Origin of the sequence: Paraburkholderia sp. BR10954 (genome assembly GCF_040965775.1) — a bacterium.
Lineage (GTDB): Bacteria > Pseudomonadota > Gammaproteobacteria > Burkholderiales > Burkholderiaceae > Paraburkholderia > Paraburkholderia youngii.
The window spans coordinates 50,736-71,677 of sequence record NZ_JBFRCK010000017.1 but is presented as its reverse complement, the minus strand read 5'-3'; the positions used below and the strand labels follow the sequence as shown (position 1 = coordinate 71,677).

The following is a 20,942-nucleotide window of genomic DNA, read 5'->3' as shown; positions in this document are numbered from 1 at the left end:
TTACAGAACGCTTCCCGATCAGGGTAAAGGCGTCTGGCTGCCTTGAGCATTGACATCGATACCCTGAACCCGCATCACGGGCTCCGCATCGCCAGGCACGAGCTGGGGTTGCGATGAAAACCGCACCTGCAAAACCGCGGCGAACGCGCGCTCGAAGGCGTTGGCATCGTCGGCCGGCATGATCGCCTCGAGCGCCTTTGCGAAGCCGGATGCGCCTTCGATGTCCGCACGGCTGAAAGCACTGCTGCCGCGCGAAAAGACGCGTTGCACGTCTTCTTTCAACTGCTGAAGGGCCGCGACGACCTTTTCATACGCATGAGCAGGCGCTTCCGTGTGGTCCGGAGGTTCGGCTGTGCACAGCGCCGGCATGAAGGCGAGCACGTTCCTGTCGATATCGACGCGCGCAGCAAGGGTCTTGATGTGTGACGCCTGCACTGATGGACCGGCGTCGCGCCGGCGACACCACGCTTGCGCGCGCGCCGCACCCAGCATCGCCGCTGCGAAACACCGGAAATCATCGAAGCGCAGATGCCTCGCGGCACAGTCGAGCACGGCGTCGGGCGTCAATTCCAGCTCGTGCGCCACCGCCAGGCTGGTCTTCATCACGATCAGGACAAGCTCACCCCACTCGTCCTGACGCCCCCCTCTCGTCGAGTTCGCGTACATCGTAGGTCCCTCTATGCACGCCCCGGACACGTCGCTAAACCCTCGCCACCGGCGACATGACCGCGCGTCACAGCTCAGGCTAGCCATCGCGGCGACACGAAACGCAGTTCGGCTCACGGCACCGCGAGCACTTTGCGCACCGGCTTTTCGCCGGTATCGGCGGCCCATTGTGAGCGGATCTTCGTCACGACCAGGTCCGGCAGCGCTACGTAGTCCAGTGCGTTGACCGTCGGTCCGCCGTGGCTCAACGCCCATTCGAAAAACTCCAACGTGGCTTTGTCGTGGCCCAGCTGGTTCGGCGTCGCGGGTAGCAACACATAGGTCGCGCCCATGACCGGCCAGGCGTCCTTGCCCGGCTGGTTGGTCAGCAACTGCGACAGGGAGCCCGACCAGTCGGCGCTCGCCGCCGCTGCGTTGAAGGTGGCGGCGCCGGGCTGCACGACATTGCCCGCCGCATTCGTCATGGCCACGTACTTCAAGCGGTTCTGTTTCGTGAAATCCCACGCGACATAGCCTATCGCGCCGGGCAGATAGCCGACGTACGTGGCAATGCCCTCGTTGCCTTTGCCGCCGATGCCGAGCGGCCATCGCACGCTAGTGCCTTCGCCGACCCTGCGCTTCCATTCTGGACTGACCTGCGCGAGGTAGTGAGTCCAGATCAGCGTCGTGCCCGAGCCATCCTGGCGACGCACCACGGCGATCGGGTAATTCGGCATCTTGATCTTCGGGTTCAACCGCACGATTGCCGGGTCGTCCCAGAACTGAACCTTGCCGAGAAAGATATCGGCGATGACCGGCCCGGTCAGCATCACTTCGCCGGCTTTGAGTCCCGGAAGGTTCACGACGGGCACCACGCCGCCGATCGCGATTGGAAACTGCCGCAGGCCGTTGCGGGTCAGTTGATCGTCGCTCAGTGGCGCGTCCGAGCCAGCAAAGTCGACTTCCCGGGCGATTACCTGCTTGAGCCCATCGGACGAACCCGTGCCCTGATAGATCACCCTGCTTCCACCCGACTTCTGGTAGTCGGCGGCCCAGCGGGTGTAGAGAGGAGCGGCGAACGTGCTGCCGGCTCCTTTGATGTCGGCCGCGTAGGCAGCGGCCGCGCATGAACAGCAAATCAGACCAGCGCTGATGGCGCCCAGTGTTCTCACCAATGTCTCCCGTCGGTTCTTGTTCCGGGACATCGCTGATCCAGACCTGCAGTGCGTGAACTCGTTGGAGGGCGACCGTGCCGGCGATTCAATGTGCAGCTTTCATCCGGGGTGTGGCTCTCCTGCATTACGCGCCATATCGCACATTAAAGAACGGTGCCTGGCCGAATTCCAGTTGAATCATGCTATCGAACGCGCCACGGCCGGCGCCCGCCGCCGCTTTTGCAGGCATCCCGTGTCAGGAGTTGCCGCCCCATCCCTTCACGTCTTGTCCCACGGCGGCACGCCCGAGAACGCGTTGACCAGAAAATCGATTGCCGCACGAACTTTTGCGCTCACGTGGCGACGGCTCGGATACAGCGCGAGCACATCGATACCCGGCAAACGGTATTCAGGCAATACCCGCAGCAGCCGGCCTGCGCGGAGGTCCTCGCCGATCAGAAACGTCGGCTGCCAGATCACGCCGTGCCCCGCGAGCGCCGCCGCCCGCGCGGTGTCGCCGTTATTGGTGTGCATCTGGCAGTTCACCTCCACAGCATGGGTTTTGCCGTCTTTGTCGATCAGTTGCCAGACGTCCGCCGTGGCCGCGTACGTATAGCCGATACATCGATGTCCGAGCAGGTCCAGCGGCGTTTCCGGATATCCCGAACGTTTCAGGTAATCGGGCGATGCACACACGATGTTTGTCGACGTCGCCAGTTTGCGGGCCGCGTGATCGACCGTGCCGGCGCGCGAGATGCGAATGGCGAGATCGAAGCCCTCTTCGACGATATCGACGACGCGGTCTATCAGCGTGATGTCGAGCTCGACGTCGGGATATTGCTGCATGAACCGTGGCCACAGCGGCGCGAGATGCTGGATGCCGAAGCTGACCGGTGCATTGATACGCAGCCGTCCACGCGGTTCGATCGACGTTGTCGACACGAGTCCTTCCGTTTCGGCAACGTCTTCCAGAATGGCCTTGCAGCGCGAATAAAGCGTTTCACCGGCCTCGGTAAGAGACAATCTGCGTGAGGTGCGATTCAGCAGTCGCGCGCCGAGGTGCGCCTCCAGGTCATTCACATAGCGGGTCACGTTCGCGGGGGAGGTTTCGAGCGCATCGGCCGCGCGCGCGAAGCTGCCCCGGGTGACGACCGTTACGAAAACCTCAAACGCGCGCAGCCGGTCCATATGGCGCTCCGATCATTCATAAAACCTGAATGATACCGCGATGTTTTTGGTCTTTCTGTCTCAAGAACGGAATCTTATAGTGCTTCTCAACGAGCCGACGCAGTGGGCATCGGCCGCTGATCAAACCGGAGATTCAACATGCAACGCTTGACAGGAAAAGTCGCTATCGTCACCGGCGCCAGCGCGGGCATTGGTCGCGCTGCCGCAAAGTTGTTCGCCGCGGAAGGCGCGAAGGTTGTGGTGGCCGCACGCCGCGAGGCCGAACTCGACACGCTGGTCAGCGAGATCGCTCGCGACGGCGGTACGGCTGTGCCGCTGGCAGGGGACGTGCAATCCGAAGAATTCGCGAAAGCGCTGGTCGCACTCGCCGTCAGCCGTTTCGGCCGTCTCGACATCGCATACAACAATGCGGGGACGCTCGGTGAGATGGGACCGTCGACCGGCGTGTCGGAAGCAGGCTGGTCAGCGACGCTGGCCACCAACCTGACCAGCGCGTTTATCGGCGCCAAGCATCAGATTCCTGAAATGATCAAGCAAGGCGGCGGATCGATCATCTTCACGTCGACCTTCGTCGGCTACTCGTTCGCCTTCCCGGGAACGGCCGCCTATGCGGCGAGCAAAGCCGGGCTGATCGGACTGACACAAGCGCTCGCGGCCGAATACGGTGCGCAAGGCGTGCGCGTCAACGCGATTCTGCCGGGCGCGGTGGACACGGAGATGTATCGCGGCATGAACGATACCGCTGAATCGCAGACGTTCGTGACCGGGCTGCATGCGCTCAAGCGGGTCGCGAGGCCAGAAGAGATCGCCCGCTCGGCGCTGTACCTCGCTTCCGACGATTCGTCCTTCGTGACGGGTACGGCTTCGTTGGTCGACGGTGGGGCTTCGATTACGCGTACCTGAGCTGGGTTCGGGCGCGAACGTCGATCAGCGTCGGCTGATCGACGAGCCCGTTACCATAAAAAATAAACGAACACTGTATGTTTCCTCACCTAATCTTTGATCAGCTGACCGCGAAAAGCGAAGCGCGAGTCAGCTGGAGTAATTAATAAGGAGGTGGGCCATCATGAAGACGTTAGTCCACACGGTTTGCGCGGTCGCTGTCATGGCTTTGCCAATTGCATCGGCGGCACAGACCGAAAGCACGCTGACGCACGCACAAGTCCAGGCAGAGATCGCGCAACTCGAACAAGCCGGCTTCAATCCGGCCAATGCGAATACCGTCGACTTTCCTACCTATATGCCGACCATCACCGCCCCTGCCGCAGGTCAGAGCAGCGGCTATGGCCCTGCGACCAGCGGTACGCAGCAGATGGGCCATCCGGCCGGCGCGACTGGGATGAAGCCGGTGTTCTTTGGCGGATCTTGAGCTTGCTCGTCTGACCGGCTCGACGATGCAGAAAATGCCGTCCCTGCTTGGGACGGCATGGAGCGTCGTGCTTTACGCGCTTGCTTTGGAATATTTGCCGAATTTCGCACGCACCCGCACCGGGCGCCATCTTGCATGACGCCTGCTGAATTGCTGATCCTCTTTCGCTGAGCGCCTGGGCGCGAACAGCTAACACTTCATCAGCGTTTGTTAACGTCGACGGTCAGGATTTCGTATCCGGGATCGGCGTTCTCGGTCGCGACTTTATTCGCTTCCTCGTACGAGCGAAACGACGTGGCCTCCTTGATCTCCGGCGCCATGCCGATGTCGCCATCCTCCGCGGTGCAGAGGAACTTCTCGCCGGTCTTTACGACGTAGACGGTCGTCATATCTCCCTCCGTAGCTTGCAGGGCAATTTCCAGTCTAGCAGGCTGGAAGAGTTGCGCAGGCTCCGCCGGGTCACCGAGCGCCGCCAACCAGCCGCTCCGCCGAATCCGCCAGCACGTCCCGCAGCTTTTCCAGCGACAACGGCTTGCACAGATGATGATCGAAGCCCGCGGCAAGCGTTTGGCTGCGCTCCGAGTCCGACGAATAGCCGGTCAGCGCGACGAGTATCGTGCCGTCCAGCTCGGGGTTCGCGCGAATTCTGCGTGCCACCTCGAAGCCGTCCATCACGGGCATCGCCACGTCGACGATGGCAAGCTCCGGCCTCGTTCGCGTGATCAGGTCGATAGCCGCGCGACCGTTGTCGACCGCGGACACGCGATAACCCTCCAGGTCGAGCAGCACGCACAGAACGTGCAACGCGTCGACGTTGTCGTCCACAAGAACGATGCGCAGCGCCCGGAAGTCCCTGCTTTTGTCCGAGGCGTCGCCAGGCGTCGCCAGCGGCTGCGTTCGCAGGATCGGCAAACGCAGGGTGACGCGGGTGCCGCAGCCCGGTCCATCGCTATGGATGTCGATTTCGCCATCGTGCAGCTCCACCAGCCGTTTGGCGACAGCCAGACCGATCCCGAGCCCGCCTTCCGAGCGCGCGCTGCCGCTCGAGCACTGCGCGAACAGGTCGAACACATGCGGGGCGATCGACGAATCGATGCCGATGCCGTTGTCGCTGACCTCGATCACCAGCATCCGCGCGTCGGACGGATTTCCCGAGCGAACCGTCAGCTCGATCAGTCCGCCCGCCGGCGTGTACTTCGCCGCGTTCGACAACAGATTGCCGAGCACCTGACTGAGCCGCACATGGTCGGCGCGAACCGGAATCGCGCGGTCCAGACCGGTCAGTTTCAGCGTATGGCCGCGCGAGCGCACGTCGTGGTCGATCGCGGCTACCGCGTCGGAAACGATCTCGGCCAGCAACGTATCGCTGCGCCGGATCGTCAGCTTTCCGTGCTTCAGACGCGCGGCGTCGAGCAGGTCATCGACGAGGGTGCGCAGATGCTTCATCTGCCGTTGCGCGATGGTCAGCACCGCGTCGGCCCTGTCGTTATCGACCACCAGACGCTTCGCCGCGGCGATGGCGCCATCGATTGGCGCCATCGGGTTGCGCAACTCGTGCGCGAGCATCGCGATGAACTCGTTGTGGCGGCGGTCGTTGTCCGCGCCGTCGTCGCGAACGTTGACCATCGTCACGGCCGCGCCCGCGACCATCGCGAGATCCGACAGCACCCGTGCGTCTTCGCTGTCGAAGCGGCACCCTTTGTTGTGCGACATCACCCAGATCGCGCCGAGGTGGCCGTTATCGCACGGAGGCAACCGGGCGGCATTATACGGATCGCGAAGTCGCGAAAAGCGTTGTGGCTTGCCGCATATGACGATCACTGCGATCGATAGCTGAATCCGTCGGTTAGCGCGATGACATCGGGTTGTTACGATCGCTCGATTCCCCCGTTTTCACCGCTCGACAGGACGCCCACATCATGACGCAAATAACACGGCGCGCATTCACCCGCTTCGCAGTGGCATCACTACTGGCCGCCAGCGCTCCGCGCGGCTTCTCGCAAACCCCGCCCGTCGCGCTGCGCATCGGCTATCAGAAGTCTTCTACGCTCATCACGTTGCTGAAGGCACGCGGATCGCTAGAAAAAGCGCTCGCGCCGCTCAACGTGCGCATCTCCTGGAACGAGTTCGCGAGCGGACTGCCGCTGACCGAAGCGCTCAACGTCGATGCCGTCGACTTCAGCGCCGATGTCGCCGACACCGTGCCGATCTTTGCCCAGGCCGCGCATGCGCGCTTCGTCTATGTCGCGCAGGAAGCGCCATCGCCGGGCGCGCAAGCGATCATCGTGAAGAAGGACGGCACGCTGCGCACGCTGGCCGATCTGAAGGGCCGCCGCATTGCGGTGACGAAGGCGGCGGGCAGCCACTATCTGCTGCTTGCGGCGCTCGCGCGCGCGGGGCTCAAGCCCGCCGACGTCGGCGTGAACTACCTGAGTCCGGCCGACGGCCGCGCCGCATTCGAGCGCGGCAGCGTCGATGTCTGGATCACCTGGGATCCCTACGTAGCCTCGGTCGAGCGCGACGGCGACGTGCGCATACTGAGCGACGGCGCGGGCCTTGCGTCCTATCAGCGCTACTACCTCGCGTCGCGCACCTACGCCGACGCGCATCCGCAAGTCATCGAGACCGTGTTCGAGCAGTTGCAGACGGCCGGCGACTGGTTGCGCGCTAATCCGCTCGACGCGGCCAACACGCTCGCGCCGGTGTGGGGACTCGACGCGCCGACGATCGAACGCGCCAACGCCCGGCGCAGCTATCTGGTGCGAGCGCTCGCGCCGCCGAACTTCAGCGAGCAGCAGACGATCGCCGACGCGTTCTATCGCGCGGGACTGCTGCCCGCGCCGGTCGAGACGAAGCAGGCGCTGTACTGGGACTTCGCGGCGAAACAGGCGAAGCCGGTCGGCGCGTGACCGATCACTGCGCGATGGACCGCCGCACATTGCGGGCAATCCACGCCGCGGCACCGGAGCGGCCCGCGATCGACAGCGTACGGCGCGGCCCCAGCACGATGCCGCCGACCACCAAGGCGAGCAGCAACGCGACATGCGGCGCCTCGGCGAGCGACGCGAGCACCGTGCTGACCGGGAAGCGCGACGCCGCGCGCGCCGCAGGCAACGCGGCAGTCCGGTTCGCCACTACCAGGGCGGTTCGCGATGCCTCCATGCGTTCCAGAATGGTGAGCCGGGCAAGCTCGTTTGCGTGACTTGGCTGACTCATTTGAGCGACTCCCTGAGAGCGTCGAGATCGGAGTGAATCTCGGCCTTGAGCACGTGAAGCGATTGCGCCGGTTTTTGCGCCCGCAAAACCAGCAAAGACACGATGCACACGAGCAGCCACGCGGCAGCCACGCCCCACACCACCGCAAGAAAGTAAGGCGTCTGCCACGCGGTGGCGATGATCGCGATGCAAATGAAGGACAGCGTGAACAGCCCCGCGACCGCCAACGCGACGAGTGCGCTCAACTCGCGCACCAGGCGCTTTCGCGTCTCCTCGATTTCCAGCGCGAACAGTTCGCTATAGTCGGTGACGCGCTCGACGCAGAATCGCCCGACGTTGCGCCACCTCGTGACCTTCGCATGGATTGACATTCCGTCCTCCTCACGATTCATTTGCGCCGGCTGCGACAAGCAAACACTTCGCTCCTTGGCCGACAGAGCGAAGCGGCACCAGCGTTGAACGCAGCGCAAGAGCCGGGCCCGCGCTGAACGCGATCGCACGCCGCGTGCCCGCAGCCGGATGGATGCCTTCACGCGTTCGCGTTGGCGGCACAGAGCTTGCTGGAATCGGGCAGATCAATTCGCTCGCCGAGGACAGCATGACCCCGCTCCCCCCAACCGATCACACTGACCACACCGCCGGCGCCGGCATCGGCGAGACCGGCTCCGATATGGCTACCGCGGACGGACGCGCGATGCCGGCCGCGCGCGACGAGCGCGGCTTCCACCACGCGATGCATGACGCGCACCGCGGCGCGCTGATCACGGTGACCACGCATCGGAACTCGCGAGGCGCCTGGATCGCCGACGTGTCGATTTCCCGCGACGGTCGACCGATGGAGATACCGGCCAATCTGGCCAACGTGGAGCCCGTGACGCCGGAATGGCTCACCGAGGACGAAGCGTTGCGCGCCGGCATCGAACAGGGTCGCTATCTGATCGACCGGACCCTGGGTGAGCACGCCGCCACCCTGTCGGCGTCGCAGCCGCGGCGCGACGACGAGCGATAAGCACGGCCCGATTCGGAGGAAACTCACATGCTACTGAGCGATGAAGAACTGGCGCGGCTGGAAGGTGTCGAGCCGTTCCTGCGGGAAGAAGCCAGAAGCGCTCTTCCCGCCGACGCCGATTACGAAGTTCTCGCCGAACTGCACGAGCATTTGCAGCCCGGAATACGCATTCGTGTGCCGGCCGGTCCGGACATCGCGATGGAACCGCGAGTGCCGCCCTACCCGCTCGATCTGTTCGTCGGTTTGCCGCTCGACGAACTGCGCGACGTCGCCAACGATGAAGGCGCCGCACGCGAAGCGGCGCTCGCGCGGTTCGCCACGACATTCGCCCCAAGGCTGCAGCGAGCGATCGCCGCGCTGACACCGCACCGGATCGATCTCGCGGCAGGCGTGCAAAGCGAGCGAGGAACGCTCACGGTGATGCTGGAGCCGGTGCGCTGACGCGTGAGCCGCACACGCGCAGGTCGCAACCGCGTTAATCGTCGCTATCGAGCCCGCCTGGCGGCGGCCCGATCGTGATGCCCGCGCCCGACCCTGTGCGAGTCCCCGGCGGATAGGCATCGGTTGCGGTCTCGGGCGGAACGTCCGCGACGCAGCGGCTCGCATCGCCGCCGCGCAGACATTGCACGAAACGGTCCGCCTCCTGCGGCGAGCGAAATTGGTAGATCTTGCTGGCAACCTGCACCTGCGTGTCCGACAGTCGCTTCGACGGTGTTTCCATCACCACTCCTTTTTGCTCGTAGATCTATCGCCACGAGCAACGCGCGCGCCACCTCTTCATCAGAGGCCTAGCGCGCCGCGCTCAAGCGTCTTGCGTCCGCGATGCCGACCGCGGCCCGCAAGTCGTCAGGATGAACCATTAATTCCCGAACCTCGCGCAGCGTCGCGTACTGGTCGAGCACCGTCCGCCATCTCGGCGATTCGAGCAACTGATGCCACACCGGTTCGAGATCCGCGCAGTCGGCGTCGCGTCCGTCCGCCAGCGCACCTGCGAAATCGAGGCTGGCCTGGGCCGACAGCAGCTGCATCCGGCTCGCGGGACTCAGCACGCGCGGCGCCGCTTCGACGGGAGCGTCACAGCAATAGAGCACGGTGCTGCGAAGACCGGTTGCGTCGCTCGTCAGCGCGGCAAGCGACGCGCCGCTCAAATGCACCGTCCCCTGCTGCGTGCGAAACGAGTAGACAGTGTGCGGCTCCGCGTGCGCCAGCAGCGTCAGTCCGCGCACGAGCCGCGGCAGATCGGTGGTGGCCGCGTCGACCGATGCCTTCGCTTCGACGAGCAGGCATACGTCCCACGCCGCCGCGTCGGCCGGGGGCTGTGCCTGGCGCAGCAGCACCACATCCCATTCGGTTTTGGCGCGCTCATGGCTTGCGGGTATCGCGGCCGGTACGCGCATCGAGTTCACGACGCGGTAGGTGGCGACCGCTCCCTGAGCGTCATTGAGGCGCTGCGCGAGCGCGTCGAGTGCATCGGCGGCCAACGCTTCGACCGCGGCGCCGCGCTGCTTCGAACTCAAGCCTCGCTCGACCGCGGTCGAGCTTCCCGGACGCGGCCCCTGACGATCCCACAGCGTCTGGTAGTGGCGCACGCGCTCGTCGGACGTCAGCGCGTCAAGGCGCCGTAAGCGCTGCAGCGCGGCACTCTCCAGCAATTGCGCGAGGCCGCGTTGCAGCGCCGCGTCGTGCGCGATTTGCGGCGTATCGATGCAAGTTTGCACGGCTTCGGCCAGTTCGGGCCACGCTTCGGCGACCGCGAGCGCGTGCAGACGCGCCAGCGCGTCGCGTTGCGGACCGGGGAGCAGCCGCTGCTGTTTGGCCGGATGCGCGATCGCATTGACGGCCGCGTAGATCAGCCGGCGATCGACGCTCGCGTGCGCGGCCAGCGACGCGTACTCGCGCACCACCGCGCTGCGATGCCGTAGCAGCATCGCCTGAAACACCGGGTCGCCGGCTTCCTCGCGCAGCGCCTCGCGGATCATGCGTGCCAGCGCCTCGACGAAGAAGCGCCGGTTCGCCGCATCCGGCGCTTCGCCACGCGCGCTCGCCTCGCGAGCCTGCTCGATCGCGAGCGCCAGCACGGTGGCGGGACTCGCTTGCGGCGTCGGCGCGCAGACGGCTGCGAGCGCCGGCAGGCGATAGCGGCGCACGACAGCGTCGAGCATCTCGTCGAGCAACGAAGGCGATGGCGTCACGGACATAGCGATATGTCGATAAGTTGGCGAAATAACTTTACCTGAAGGTTCGGTGCGGCGCGCGGACCGGCACGGGCCGCTCGCGGCTGGCGCGCGTCGTGCTGCATCAGCGCTCGACGGAGCCACTTTATCGTCGCGGCAGCGCGAGGCGAGCGTTCGCGCGCTGCCGCAAGCGGAGGACAGCATGTCAGCACCGCAACCGGAAACCGCAGCGAGACCCGCTCGCTGGCGCCACACGATCAACGTCGCGAGCAACGCCGCCAGCCGCTTTCTGTCGGACCGATGCGCGATGCTCGGCGCCAGCATCGCGTTCTACTCGGCGTTCTCGCTAGCGCCCACGCTGCTGCTCGTGCTCGCGGTCATCGGCTGGATCTTCGGCCGCGATGCCGCGCAGGGGCGGCTTTTCGAGCAGGCACGGCAGCTGGTCGGCAACGACGCGGCGCACGCGATGCAGGACATCGTCGCCCATGCGCACTACTCGGGCGGCAGCGGCGTCGCCGCCGCGTTCTCGATCGCGCTGCTGCTGGTCGGCGCGTCGGCCACGTTTTCATCGTTGAATACCGCGCTCGACATCGTGTTTGCCGCGCACCCGCGCAAAGGCATTGCCGGGCTGGCGCTGCTGGTGCGCGCGCGGCTCGTATCGATCGGTCTGCTTATCGGGCTCAGCTTTCTGCTGGTCGTGTCGCTCGTCGTCGATGCGGCGATTCAGACCCTCGGCGGTGCGCTGTTCGGCAATTCGGCGCTGGGCATCGTTGCCTATGTGCTGCAATCGTTACTCGGTTTCGTCATTCTGGCCGTCGGGCTCGGCGCGCTGATCAAGTGGCTGCCCGACGCGGCGGTGCCGTTGCGCCCCGCGCTCGTGGGCGGCAGCGTCGCGAGCCTGCTGTTCACCGCGGGGCGGCATCTGTTCAGCTTCTATCTCGTGCATGCGGGCACGGCGGGCGTGTTCGGCGCGGCCGGCTCGCTCGCAGTGCTGATGATGTGGCTGTACTTCTGCGCGGCGGTGTTCCTGTTCGGCGCGGAAGTCACCGCGTCGTTGTGCCGGGATGCGTCCTCCCCCGCTCATCCCGGGCTTCGGCGAGCATGAAACCGTTCCGCGCACCAAACGGCATTGCCATAAACATGACGAATTCAGCACGAATATTGCTGGGCCCATTAACACGGAGAAAAACGGCCTCAACCATGCAAACGCTTAATGCTCGGCGTACGCTCGCCGGGAAGCGCTTGCCATAAGGCGCACGGGCTGCGGTTCCGGCCGCGATCAAACGCGGATTTGCGAATACTCAGGAGGACAATCAATGAGCTGGACTCGGGAACAGAGAAACGTCACGATCGCCGCCTATCTTGGCTGGACGCTCGACGCATTCGATTTCTTTCTGATGGTGTTCGTATTGAAAGATATCGCGCAGGAATTCAATACGGACATTCCGTCGGTCGCGGTCGCGATCATGCTGACCCTGATGATGCGCCCGCTCGGCGCATTGATTTTCGGCTGGCTCGCCGACAAATACGGCCGCCGTCCGACGCTGATGGTCAACATCGGGTGCTTCTCGTTGCTCGAACTGCTGTCCGGTCTGTCGCCCAACCTGATGACGCTGCTCGTGCTGCGCGCGCTGTTCGGTATCGCGATGGGCGGCGAATGGGGTGTCGGCGGCGCGCTGACCATGGAAACCGTGCCGCCGAAATCGCGCGGCATCGTCTCGGGTCTGCTGCAAGCCGGTTATCCGAGCGGTTATCTGCTCGCGTCGATCGTGTTCGGCGTGTTCTATCAATACATCGGCTGGCGCGGCATGTTCTTCGTCGGCGTGCTGCCGGCGCTGCTCGTGCTGTACATTCGCGCGCACGTGCCGGAGTCGCCCGCGTTCCAGACGCTCGAAAAGAAGGTACGTCCGGGCCTCGTCGCGACGCTCAGGCAGAACGTCGGCCTGTCGATCTACGCGATCATCCTGATGACCGCATTCAACTTCTTCTCGCACGGCTCGCAGGATCTGTATCCGACTTTCCTGCGCGTCCAGCTCAAGTTCGATCCGCACACGGTGTCGTGGATCACGATCATCCTGAACATCGGCGCGATCTGCGGGGGTCTGTTCTTCGGCTGGGCATCGGAGAAGATCGGCCGCAAGCGCGCGATCTTCATCGCCGCGCTGATCGCGCTGCCGGTGCTGCCGCTGTGGGCGTTCTCGACCACGCCGTTTCTGCTCGCGCTCGGCGCGTTCCTGATGCAGATCTCGGTGCAAGGCGCGTGGGGCGTGATTCCGGTGCACCTGAACGAAATCTCGCCCGATGAAATCCGCGCGACCTTCCCCGGTCTCGTGTACCAGCTGGGCAATCTGATCGCGTCGGTCAACGGTCCGATGCAATCGAAGATCGCCGAGATGCACGACAACAACTACGCGTTCGTGATGGCCGTCGTAATCGGCATCGTCGCGATCGTGATCTGCGCGCTGATTCCGTTCAGCCGCGAGCGCCGCGGCATCGACATGACGCAGTCCGCGCGCGAGATCGTCGGCGCGGGCTCGACGGGCGGCGCGGTCGGAGGACAGCGCATATAACCGCTTCGGGCGTCCGAATGAACGCCTGGCGCCCATCAAATCGCAACGCAATACGAGGCCGTTCCGATTCGCGCGGAACGGCCTTTTCATTTCCGACGCGGTATCACGAGCCGCGCTTCGCAAGCACGGCTTTCGTCAGATCTTCTAGAGGAGTTAGTCGAGTCCCTTCCTTGCTCGCACCGGCCCTCCTTTTTTATCCTGCAAAAAACGATTGTTTCAAATACCAATTTGAATCGCGTGTTTGCGAGCCGGCGGCGCCGGCAACTGGGAGACGCAACATGGCAGTTCGCACCACGGGCCGGCATGCCGGCGATACGAAGTCACGCATTCTCGACGCCGCGGAGACGCTGTTCATCGAATGCGGTTATGAGGCGCTGTCGCTGCGCCAGATCACTTCGCGCGCCGAAGTCAATCTCGCGGCGGTCAACTATCACTTCGGCCACAAGGAATCGCTGATTCATTCGATGCTGTCGCGCCGGCTCGATCCGCTGAACGAGGAGCGCGTGAAGCTCATCGACCGCTTCGACGCGATGCTCGGCGCGCGTCTGACCTGCGAGCACGTGCTCGGCGCGATGTTCATTCCGGCTCTGCGTCTGTCGCGCGATCCGCGTGTCGGCGGCAAAGCGTTCCTGCGCCTGCTCGGGCGTGCGTACACCGATCCGTCGTCGTTCATCCGCGACTTTCTGAACGCGCATTACGAGTCGGTGGCGATGCGCTTCTTCGACGCGTTCCAGCGCGCGCTGCCACATTTGCCGCGCGAGGAGCTCGGCTGGCGGCTGCATTTCGCGATCGGCGCGCTGTCGGGCGTGCTCGCCGGCACCGATACCGACAGCCTGATTGGCGAGTTCTCGCAAGGCAAGCCGATGAACGATCTGCGGCTGATCGCACGCCTCGCGTCGCTGATCGTCGCCGCGCTGAAGGCGCCGCTGCCGGACGGCACGCAACTGGCCGCATTCGCGGCGGTACTCGGCGATGCGACCGACGACCGCGGCGCGCTCGGCACGTTAGCTAGTGCGCACCGAGACACCAGCGGCGAGGCGGCTGCGTGCGCCGCGGCATGTGACGCATAGCGCGGCTCACAGGTGGCCCGGCGATTGCATCACCACGGAAAAGGCAGCGAGGAAATCAGCAGAGCGCGAGCGGTCCGCGCCCGTGGGACGCACTCGCCCGCAGCATCGACAGAGGAGGAAGCATCATGCCGTGGTTCATCCTGGCGCTCGTCGTCGCCGCATTCGCTCTCGTCTACGTACAGGCGCGCGCCTCGTGGTGGCTCGCGGCGCTAATCGTCTGGGTCGCGGCCGCGCACCTGAGCGGCGCGGCCGGCCCGCTGCTGACGACCCTGCTCGCGCTCGTGTTCGTGATCCCCGCCCTCGTGCTGACGATCAAGCCGCTGCGCCGCGCATGGCTCGCGAAACCGGTGCTCGACACGTTCCGCAAGATCCTGCCCGAGATGTCGCCGACCGAGCGCGACGCGATCGAAGCCGGCACGGTGTGGTGGGACGCCGAGCTGTTCTCGGGCCGCCCGCACTGGGACACGCTGCTCGGCTACGGCCCGGCCACGCTCAGCGCCGAAGAACAGGCGTTTCTCGACGTCGAATGCGAGCAGCTGTGCGAGCTCGCGAACGACTGGGAAACCACGATGGTCTGGCAGGACCTGTCGCCGCAAACGTGGCAGTTCATCAAGCAGCACGGCTTTCTCGGCATGATCATTCCGAAGCAGTACGGCGGCAAACAGTTCTCCGCGTACGCGCATTCGCAGGTGATCATGAAGCTCGCGACGCGCTGCACGGCCGCCGCCGTCTCGGTGATGGTGCCGAACTCGCTCGGCCCCGCCGAGCTGCTGATGCGCTACGGCACCGACGCGCAGAAGAACCACTATCTGCCGCGTCTCGCGCGCGGCGACGAAATCCCCTGCTTCGCGCTGACGAGCCCGTATGCCGGTTCCGACGCCGCTGCGATTCCCGATGTCGGCATCGTCTGCAACGGCATGCACGAGGGTCGCGAGACGCTCGGCTTTCGCGTCACGTGGGACAAGCGCTACATCACGCTCGGACCGATCGCGACCGTGCTCGGCCTCGCGTTCCGCGCGCTCGATCCCGACCATCTGCTCGGCGCGAACGACGAACCCGGCATCACCTGCGCGCTGATTCCGACCAACCACCCTGGCGTGAATATCGGCCGCCGTCACTGGCCGTTGAACGCGGTGTTCCAGAACGGCCCGAACTCGGGCAAGGACGTGTTCATTCCGCTCGACTGGGTGATCGGCGGACGCGCGCAGGTCGGCAACGGCTGGCGCATGCTGATGGAGTGTCTGGCGGCGGGCCGCGCGATCTCGCTGCCGTCGTCGAATGTCGGGATGGCGAAGGTCGCGGTCCGCAGCACCGGCGCATACGCGGCGATTCGCCGCCAGTTCCGCGCCGCCGTCGGCAAGTTCGAGGGCGTGCAGGAAGCGCTCGGCCGCATGGGCGGCAACCTGTACGTGATGGACGCCGCGCGCCGCCTGTCCGCGCTGGCGGTCGACCTCGGCGAAAAGCCGTCGGTCATTTCGGCGATCGCCAAATATCACATCACCGAGCGAGCGCGCAGCGTCATCAACGACGGCATGGACGTCGTCGCCGGCAAGGGTATTTGCATGGGGCCGTCGAATTTTCTGGCGCGCGCGTATCAGCAGATGCCGATCTCGATCACCGTCGAAGGCGCGAACATTCTGACGCGCTGCCTGATCATCTTCGGCCAGGGCGCGATCCGCTGCCACCCGTACGTGCTGAAGGAAATGACGGCGACGCGCGAGCCCGATCGCGCGAAGGCCTTGCGCGAATTCGACGCGGCCTTCTTCGGTCACGTGAACTTCACGGTATCGACCGTGCTACGCAGCGCCGTGTATGGGCTGACCGGCGGCGCGCTGATCGCGAAGCCGCGCCGCGCGTATGCGCCGCTGCAGGCGTACTACCGCGCGGCGACCCGTCTGTCGACCGTATTCGCGCTGCTCGCCGACGTGTCGATGCTGGTGCTCGGCAGCGATCTGAAGCGCCGTGAACGCATCTCGGGACGTCTCGGCGACGTGCTGTCGCAACTGTTGCTGATCTCGGCCACGCTGAAGCGTTTCGAGGACGACGGCCGTCAGCGGGACGACCTGCCGCTCGTGCGCTGGGGCGTCGAGGATGCGCTGTACAAGGCGCAGCATGCGCTCGACGGCGTGCTCGCGAACTATCCGAACCGGCTCGCCGCGACGCTCGTGCGCGTGCTTGCGTTCCCGCTCGGCCTGCCGCATCGCGAGCCGTCGGACCGCCTCGGCAGCGAGATCGCCGAACTGATGCAGACGCCCGGCGCCGCGCGCGAGCGGCTCGTCGCGGATTCTTACGTGCCGCATCCCGACGTCGACGCGCTCGGCTACGGCGAGCTCGCGTTCGCGCTGAATCCGCAGTTCACGCTAATCGAGCACAAGCTGCGCGACGCGGTCGAACAGGGCCTGCTCGAACCGCTGCCGCAAAGCCTGCCGCAGCTCGCCGCATGGACCGATGCGGCGCAACGCCAAGGCCTGATCGACGCCGACGAGCGGCGCGTGCTCGACGACTACGCGCGCTACGGCGCGCAGGTCGTCAAGGTCGACGATTTCCCGGCCGATTTCGACCTGCTCGCGAGCTTGCAACAGCGCAAGCAGGCGCTGGAAAAGGCGCTGGATCTGGCGGCCTGACGCGCGCGCTCACGCAGAAAAAACTACCGATGCGGCGCGGCAAACCGTACCCGAGTCACGCAACTCAAGGCACACTGACACACGTCCGGCGCCCCTGAAACATCGATGGGGCTGCCCGCGGCGCGTCCAGCGGAGCAACCGATAACATGAACGACTCCTACCTGAAGTTCGTCAACTCGCCGTTCGGCGGCCGCCTCGCGCGCTCGCTCGGCCTGCCGAAGCCCGAGGTGCTGCGACGCTACCGCGCGGACCGGCCCGAGTTCGACGGTCTGATCGCGATCGGCGCGGGCCGCGAGCCGCGCCTGTTCGACGCGCTCGCGAGTCTGATCGCCAGCATCGGCATGACGAGCGTCGCGCACGAAAGCGCCGGGCTGTGGGTGCCGCTCGCCACTCGCCACGGCCTGATGACCGGCCGCTTCGAGCCGGCCGAAGCCGGTGCGCCGGGCAAGCTCGCCGCGCTGCTGTTCGACGCGAGCGGTATCGACGACAGCAGCCAGTTCCAACCGCTGCACGGCTTTTTCCACGACACGCTGCGCTCGCTCGGCAAGTGCGGGCGCATCGTCGTGCTGGGGCGGCCGCCCGAGGCCTGCGCGCGCCCGCGTCAGTGGACCGCCCAGCGCGCGCTCGAAGGGCTCGTGCGCTCGCTCGGCAAGGAAGCGCGTCGCGGCATCACCGCGAACCTCGTGTACGTCGAGGACGGCTCGGAAAGCGCCCTCGACGCGACGCTGCGTTTCTTCCTGTCGCCGCGCTCGGCCTATGTGTCGGGTCAGGTGGTGCGGATCGCGGGCAGCCGCAACGAAGCGCCGCCGCCCCACGCGCCCGCGTTCGACTGGCGCCAGCCGCTCGCCGGGAAGCGTGCGCTCGTCACGGGCGCCGCGCGCGGCATCGGCGCTGCTATCGCGAGCGTGCTTGCGGCCGAGGGCGCGCATGTGATCGGCGTCGACGTTCCGTCCGCGCGCGACGCGCTCGATGCGACGACGCGTCAGCTGAACGGCAGCGCGCTCGCGTTCGACATCGCCGCGCCCGAAGCACCCGCGCAGATCGCAGCGGCGCTCGATGAGCTCGGCGTCGACATCGTCGTGCACAACGCCGGCATCACGAAGGACAAGACCATCGCGAGGATGACCGACGCCGCATGGCAAAGCGTGATCGACATCAATCTGAGCGCGCAGGAGCGCATCGACGACGCGCTGCTCGCGGGCGGCATCCTGTGTGATGGCGGGCGCATCGTCGCGGTGTCGTCGATCAGCGGCATCGCGGGCAATGCCGGCCAGACCAACTATGCGACCTCGAAGGCCGGCGTGATCGGCCGCGTAGAGAGTATGGCGCCGCAACTGCGCGCGCGCGGCATCACGATCAACGCGGTCGCGCCCGGCTTCATCGAAACGCAGATGACCGCGAAGATTCCGCTCGCGATCCGCGAGGCCGGCCGCCGCATGAACTCGATGAGCCAGGGCGGCCAGCCGGTCGACGTCGCGCAAACCATCGCGTGGCTCGCGCATCCGGGCTCGGCCGGCGTGACGGGCCAGGTCGTGCGCGTGTGCGGTCAAAGCCTGATCGGCGCCTGAACGGGAGCATGGGCATGGACGAACCGCGTGATCCGTTCGGCAGCCGTCATCTCGCACCCGCGCCGGGCGGCGACGGCGCGCGGCCGAAAACCGTCGTGATCGAAACGCTGCCCGCGCCGGCGAAACTGTACGGGCGCGCGCTGACGGGCATCGTCAAGCGCGGCCGCGAAGCGCGGCTGCCGCCGTTGCGGCTCGTGCGCCCCGCCGTCGTGCTCGAGCCCGGCCCCGCGTGGCGCTATGCGCGCGTGTGCGGCTTCATTCCCGAGCACGGCGTGCCGCTCACCTACCCGCATCTGCTGGCGTTTCCGCTGCATCTGCTGATGCTGACCGACCCCGCGTTTCCGTGGCCCGCGCTCGGTCTCGTGCATCTGGCCAATCACGTGCGGCTGCGCCGGCCGCTCGCCTACAAGGATCTGTTGCGCATCGAGGTCGAATTCGGCGCGCTGTTGCGTCACGACAAGGGCCAGGCGTTCGTCGTGCATACGCGCATCTATCGACGCGGCGAGGCGGTGTGGGACGGCGACAGCATCTATCTGAAGCGCGCGGTGCCGGCGCTCGGCCATCCGCTCGAAGCGCTGACGCTCGGCCCCGACGCGCTGCAACGGATCGCGCGCTGGCAGCTCGCGCCGCAACTGGGCCGCGACTACGCGAGCGTGTCCGGCGACTACAACCCGATCCACCTCAGCGCGTTGTCGGCGAAGGCGTTCGGCTTTCCGCGCGCGATCGCGCATGGCATGTGGACGCTTGCGCGCGCCGCGTCGTCGCTGCAGCCGCCGAAGCCGCTCGCCGAAGCGACGCTCGCCGCCGAGTTCAAGCTGCCGATGCTGCTGCCCGGCGAAGCGTCGCTGTGGAGCGCCTCGCCTTCGCTGATCGAGCGCGATCTCGAGGTGCGCGATCTCGCCGGGGTCAAGCCGCATTTGCGCGCGCGCATGCAGTGGCGGCTGCTGTGAGCCGCGAGCGCGCCGTTCGTGGCGTTTGCATCGTTTGCTTCCACCAATAATCTGGGTACGACCCAAGGAGCCGAGCATGTCCCACCCGCAACCCGCCGTGCGCCGTGTCGCCGTCATCGGGGGCAACCGGATTCCGTTTGCGCGCTCGAACACCGCGTACGCGAGCGCATCGAATCAGGACATGCTGACCTTCACGCTGCAAGGGCTGGTCGATCGCTACGACCTGCACGGCGTGCGTCTTGGCGAAGTCGCGGCGGGCGCGGTGATCAAGCATTCGCGCGACTTCAACCTGACGCGCGAGTCCGTGCTGTCCACCACGCTCGCGAAGGAAACCCCCGCCTACGACGTGCAGCAGGCCTGCGGCACCGGCCTCGAAGCCGCGATCCTCGTCGCCAATAAGATCGCGCTCGGGCAGATCGACGCGGGCATCGCGGGCGGCGTCGATACCGCGTCCGATGCGCCGATCGGCGTCAACGAGCGGATGCGCAAGATCCTGCTCGAAGCGAATCGCGGCGAGAGCACCGGGCAACGTGTTGCCGCGCTCAGCAGGCTGCGGCCCGGCATGTTCTTCAAGCCGCTGTTGCCGCGCAACGTCGAGCCGCGCACGGGGCTGTCGATGGGCGAGCATTGCGAGCTGATGGCCAAGCGCTGGAACATCTCGCGCGAGGCGCAGGACGTGCTCGCGTACGAGAGCCATCGCAAGCTCGCCGAGGCGTATGCGCGCGGCTTCGTCAACGATCTGATGACGCCGTACAAAGGCCTCGCGCGCGACAACAACCTGCGCGCCGACCTGTCGCTCGAAAAGCTGTCGAACCTGAAGCCGGTGTTCGACCGCGACGCCGGCACGCTGACCGCCGGCAACTCGACGCCGCTGACCGACGGCGCATCCGCGGTACTGCTCGCGAGCGAAGCATGGGCGGCCGAGCGCGGCTTGCCGGTGCTCGCGTATCTGAGCTGGTCGGAAACCGCGGCGGTCGACTTTTTCGACAAACAGGAAGGCCTGTTGATGGCGCCCGCCTACGCGGTGCCGCGCATGCTCGCGCGCGCCGGCCTCGCGTTGCAGGACTTCGATTTCTATGAAATCCATGAAGCGTTCGCGGCCCAGGTGTTGTGCACGCTCGCGGCATGGCAGGATGACGAATATTGCCGCACGCAGCTTGGCCTCGCCGGCGCGCTCGGGTCGATCGATCGCACCAAGCTCAACGTGAACGGCGGTTCGCTCGCGACCGGCCATCCGTTCGCGGCGACGGGCGGACGTATCGTCGCCGCGCTCGCGAAGATGCTGGCGCAGCTCGACAAACCGGCTGGCGGCGCACGCGGGCTGATCTCGATCTGCGCGGCGGGCGGCCAGGGGGTCGTCGCGATTCTGGAACGCTAGCGCGGCAGCGGATACCAACATCTCAGG

The 20,942-nt window shown here is 65.9% G+C and carries 21 protein-coding genes; 12 read left to right on the top strand and 9 right to left on the bottom strand.

Translation table 11 applies throughout. The features are described 5' to 3' along the window. Positions 1–18: 18 nt before the first annotated feature. The 3 genes from AB4Y34_RS22885 to AB4Y34_RS22875 form a co-directional block, all read right to left on the bottom strand. Entirely contained in the window at positions 19–666 is a 648-nt protein-coding gene (locus AB4Y34_RS22885) for a hypothetical protein (RefSeq protein ID WP_368620495.1), read from the bottom strand. Positions 667–779: 113 nt separating this feature from the next. Next, positions 780–1,850 (bottom strand): phosphate ABC transporter substrate-binding protein PstS, encoded by a 1,071-nt coding sequence (gene pstS, locus AB4Y34_RS22880; protein WP_368717275.1) that lies wholly within the window; start codon positions 1,848–1,850, stop codon positions 780–782. 228 nt (positions 1,851–2,078) lie between these two features. After that, entirely contained in the window at positions 2,079–2,987 is a 909-nt protein-coding gene (locus AB4Y34_RS22875) for a LysR family transcriptional regulator (RefSeq protein WP_368717274.1), read from the bottom strand. Positions 2,988–3,125: 138 nt separating this feature from the next. Between AB4Y34_RS22875 and AB4Y34_RS22870 the strand changes: the two genes are divergently transcribed. Continuing rightward, positions 3,126–3,890, top strand: coding sequence for an SDR family oxidoreductase (locus AB4Y34_RS22870; protein ID WP_176108876.1), 765 nt, complete (start codon positions 3,126–3,128; stop codon positions 3,888–3,890). A 163-nt stretch (positions 3,891–4,053) separates the two neighbouring features. Beyond that, positions 4,054–4,356: a DUF4148 domain-containing protein gene (locus tag AB4Y34_RS22865; RefSeq protein ID WP_176377973.1), complete on the top strand. Its 303-nt coding sequence runs from the start codon at positions 4,054–4,056 to the stop codon at positions 4,354–4,356. A 200-nt stretch (positions 4,357–4,556) separates the two neighbouring features. On the opposite strand, the gene AB4Y34_RS22860 is transcribed toward AB4Y34_RS22865, so the two are convergent. After that, positions 4,557–4,745: a hypothetical protein gene (locus AB4Y34_RS22860; RefSeq protein WP_176108878.1), complete on the bottom strand. Its 189-nt coding sequence runs from the start codon at positions 4,743–4,745 to the stop codon at positions 4,557–4,559. Between the two features lie 70 nt (positions 4,746–4,815). Next, the gene (locus AB4Y34_RS22855; RefSeq protein WP_368717273.1) at positions 4,816–6,069 is read right to left on the bottom strand and encodes an ATP-binding protein; all 1,254 of its coding nucleotides are present in this window, start codon (positions 6,067–6,069) and stop codon (positions 4,816–4,818) included. A 206-nt stretch (positions 6,070–6,275) separates the two neighbouring features. On the opposite strand from AB4Y34_RS22855, the gene AB4Y34_RS22850 reads away from it, so the two are divergent. Further along, positions 6,276–7,265, top strand: coding sequence for an aliphatic sulfonate ABC transporter substrate-binding protein (locus AB4Y34_RS22850; RefSeq protein WP_176377975.1), 990 nt, complete (start codon positions 6,276–6,278; stop codon positions 7,263–7,265). A gap of 4 nt (positions 7,266–7,269) precedes the next feature. Here AB4Y34_RS22850 and AB4Y34_RS22845 read toward each other — a convergent pair whose 3' ends face one another. Further along, positions 7,270–7,572: a hypothetical protein gene (locus AB4Y34_RS22845; protein ID WP_368717272.1), complete on the bottom strand. Its 303-nt coding sequence runs from the start codon at positions 7,570–7,572 to the stop codon at positions 7,270–7,272. Then, the gene (locus AB4Y34_RS22840) at positions 7,569–7,943 is read right to left on the bottom strand and encodes a phage holin family protein (protein ID WP_176108881.1); all 375 of its coding nucleotides are present in this window, start codon (positions 7,941–7,943) and stop codon (positions 7,569–7,571) included. The genes AB4Y34_RS22845 and AB4Y34_RS22840 overlap by 4 nt, the downstream gene beginning before the upstream one ends. Before the next feature lie 227 nt (positions 7,944–8,170). On the opposite strand from AB4Y34_RS22840, the gene AB4Y34_RS22835 reads away from it, so the two are divergent. Both AB4Y34_RS22835 and AB4Y34_RS22830 read left to right on the top strand, forming a co-directional pair. After that, positions 8,171–8,581, top strand: a complete 411-nt coding sequence (locus tag AB4Y34_RS22835; RefSeq protein WP_368717271.1) for a DUF6566 family protein — start codon at positions 8,171–8,173, stop codon at positions 8,579–8,581. A 27-nt stretch (positions 8,582–8,608) separates the two neighbouring features. Next, a complete protein-coding gene (locus AB4Y34_RS22830; RefSeq protein ID WP_176377977.1) occupies positions 8,609–9,022 on the top strand; it encodes a hypothetical protein in 414 nt (137 codons plus the stop codon). A gap of 34 nt (positions 9,023–9,056) precedes the next feature. Here AB4Y34_RS22830 and AB4Y34_RS22825 read toward each other — a convergent pair whose 3' ends face one another. After that, on the bottom strand, positions 9,057–9,302 hold the full coding sequence (locus AB4Y34_RS22825) for a hypothetical protein (protein WP_368717270.1): 246 nt from the start codon (positions 9,300–9,302) through the stop codon (positions 9,057–9,059). 67 nt (positions 9,303–9,369) lie between these two features. Continuing rightward, entirely contained in the window at positions 9,370–10,779 is a 1,410-nt protein-coding gene (locus AB4Y34_RS22820; protein ID WP_176108885.1) for a 3-deoxy-D-arabino-heptulosonate 7-phosphate synthase, read from the bottom strand. A gap of 178 nt (positions 10,780–10,957) precedes the next feature. On the opposite strand from AB4Y34_RS22820, the gene AB4Y34_RS22815 reads away from it, so the two are divergent. From AB4Y34_RS22815 to AB4Y34_RS22785, 7 genes are all read left to right on the top strand, one after another. Continuing rightward, the gene (locus AB4Y34_RS22815; protein ID WP_368717269.1) at positions 10,958–11,860 is read left to right on the top strand and encodes a YihY/virulence factor BrkB family protein; all 903 of its coding nucleotides are present in this window, start codon (positions 10,958–10,960) and stop codon (positions 11,858–11,860) included. A 211-nt stretch (positions 11,861–12,071) separates the two neighbouring features. Further along, positions 12,072–13,325: an MFS transporter gene (locus AB4Y34_RS22810; RefSeq protein WP_368717268.1), complete on the top strand. Its 1,254-nt coding sequence runs from the start codon at positions 12,072–12,074 to the stop codon at positions 13,323–13,325. A 278-nt stretch (positions 13,326–13,603) separates the two neighbouring features. Then, positions 13,604–14,395 carry a TetR/AcrR family transcriptional regulator gene (locus AB4Y34_RS22805; RefSeq protein ID WP_368717267.1) on the top strand — a complete coding sequence of 264 codons (792 nt, stop codon included), beginning with the start codon at positions 13,604–13,606 and terminating at the stop codon, positions 14,393–14,395. Between the two features lie 125 nt (positions 14,396–14,520). After that, positions 14,521–17,019: an acyl-CoA dehydrogenase gene (locus tag AB4Y34_RS22800; protein WP_368717266.1), complete on the top strand. Its 2,499-nt coding sequence runs from the start codon at positions 14,521–14,523 to the stop codon at positions 17,017–17,019. Between the two features lie 146 nt (positions 17,020–17,165). Continuing rightward, positions 17,166–18,587: a 3-oxoacyl-ACP reductase gene (locus tag AB4Y34_RS22795; RefSeq protein WP_368717265.1), complete on the top strand. Its 1,422-nt coding sequence runs from the start codon at positions 17,166–17,168 to the stop codon at positions 18,585–18,587. Between the two features lie 14 nt (positions 18,588–18,601). Next, the gene (locus AB4Y34_RS22790) at positions 18,602–19,537 is read left to right on the top strand and encodes a MaoC/PaaZ C-terminal domain-containing protein (RefSeq protein WP_368717264.1); all 936 of its coding nucleotides are present in this window, start codon (positions 18,602–18,604) and stop codon (positions 19,535–19,537) included. Between the two features lie 76 nt (positions 19,538–19,613). Then, on the top strand, positions 19,614–20,915 hold the full coding sequence (locus tag AB4Y34_RS22785) for an acetyl-CoA C-acetyltransferase (protein WP_368717263.1): 1,302 nt from the start codon (positions 19,614–19,616) through the stop codon (positions 20,913–20,915). Positions 20,916–20,942 lie beyond the last annotated feature (27 nt).

What these genes read in the sequence shown, in the direction of transcription:
- AB4Y34_RS22885 (WP_368620495.1), bottom strand. Translation starts at nt 666, where the DNA reads ATGTACGCGAACTCGACGAGAGGGGGGCGTCAGGACGAGTGGGGTGAG.
- pstS (WP_368717275.1), bottom strand. Translation starts at nt 1,850, where the DNA reads ATGTCCCGGAACAAGAACCGACGGGAGACATTGGTGAGAACACTGGGC.
- AB4Y34_RS22875 (WP_368717274.1), bottom strand. Translation starts at nt 2,987, where the DNA reads ATGGACCGGCTGCGCGCGTTTGAGGTTTTCGTAACGGTCGTCACCCGG.
- AB4Y34_RS22870 (WP_176108876.1), top strand. Translation starts at nt 3,126, where the DNA reads ATGCAACGCTTGACAGGAAAAGTCGCTATCGTCACCGGCGCCAGCGCG.
- AB4Y34_RS22865 (WP_176377973.1), top strand. Translation starts at nt 4,054, where the DNA reads ATGAAGACGTTAGTCCACACGGTTTGCGCGGTCGCTGTCATGGCTTTG.
- AB4Y34_RS22860 (WP_176108878.1), bottom strand. Translation starts at nt 4,745, where the DNA reads ATGACGACCGTCTACGTCGTAAAGACCGGCGAGAAGTTCCTCTGCACC.
- AB4Y34_RS22855 (WP_368717273.1), bottom strand. Translation starts at nt 6,069, where the DNA reads ATGTCGCACAACAAAGGGTGCCGCTTCGACAGCGAAGACGCACGGGTG.
- AB4Y34_RS22850 (WP_176377975.1), top strand. Translation starts at nt 6,276, where the DNA reads ATGACGCAAATAACACGGCGCGCATTCACCCGCTTCGCAGTGGCATCA.
- AB4Y34_RS22845 (WP_368717272.1), bottom strand. Translation starts at nt 7,572, where the DNA reads ATGAGTCAGCCAAGTCACGCAAACGAGCTTGCCCGGCTCACCATTCTG.
- AB4Y34_RS22840 (WP_176108881.1), bottom strand. Translation starts at nt 7,943, where the DNA reads ATGTCAATCCATGCGAAGGTCACGAGGTGGCGCAACGTCGGGCGATTC.
- AB4Y34_RS22835 (WP_368717271.1), top strand. Translation starts at nt 8,171, where the DNA reads ATGACCCCGCTCCCCCCAACCGATCACACTGACCACACCGCCGGCGCC.
- AB4Y34_RS22830 (WP_176377977.1), top strand. Translation starts at nt 8,609, where the DNA reads ATGCTACTGAGCGATGAAGAACTGGCGCGGCTGGAAGGTGTCGAGCCG.
- AB4Y34_RS22825 (WP_368717270.1), bottom strand. Translation starts at nt 9,302, where the DNA reads ATGGAAACACCGTCGAAGCGACTGTCGGACACGCAGGTGCAGGTTGCC.
- AB4Y34_RS22820 (WP_176108885.1), bottom strand. Translation starts at nt 10,779, where the DNA reads ATGTCCGTGACGCCATCGCCTTCGTTGCTCGACGAGATGCTCGACGCT.
- AB4Y34_RS22815 (WP_368717269.1), top strand. Translation starts at nt 10,958, where the DNA reads ATGTCAGCACCGCAACCGGAAACCGCAGCGAGACCCGCTCGCTGGCGC.
- AB4Y34_RS22810 (WP_368717268.1), top strand. Translation starts at nt 12,072, where the DNA reads ATGAGCTGGACTCGGGAACAGAGAAACGTCACGATCGCCGCCTATCTT.
- AB4Y34_RS22805 (WP_368717267.1), top strand. Translation starts at nt 13,604, where the DNA reads ATGGCAGTTCGCACCACGGGCCGGCATGCCGGCGATACGAAGTCACGC.
- AB4Y34_RS22800 (WP_368717266.1), top strand. Translation starts at nt 14,521, where the DNA reads ATGCCGTGGTTCATCCTGGCGCTCGTCGTCGCCGCATTCGCTCTCGTC.
- AB4Y34_RS22795 (WP_368717265.1), top strand. Translation starts at nt 17,166, where the DNA reads ATGAACGACTCCTACCTGAAGTTCGTCAACTCGCCGTTCGGCGGCCGC.
- AB4Y34_RS22790 (WP_368717264.1), top strand. Translation starts at nt 18,602, where the DNA reads ATGGACGAACCGCGTGATCCGTTCGGCAGCCGTCATCTCGCACCCGCG.
- AB4Y34_RS22785 (WP_368717263.1), top strand. Translation starts at nt 19,614, where the DNA reads ATGTCCCACCCGCAACCCGCCGTGCGCCGTGTCGCCGTCATCGGGGGC.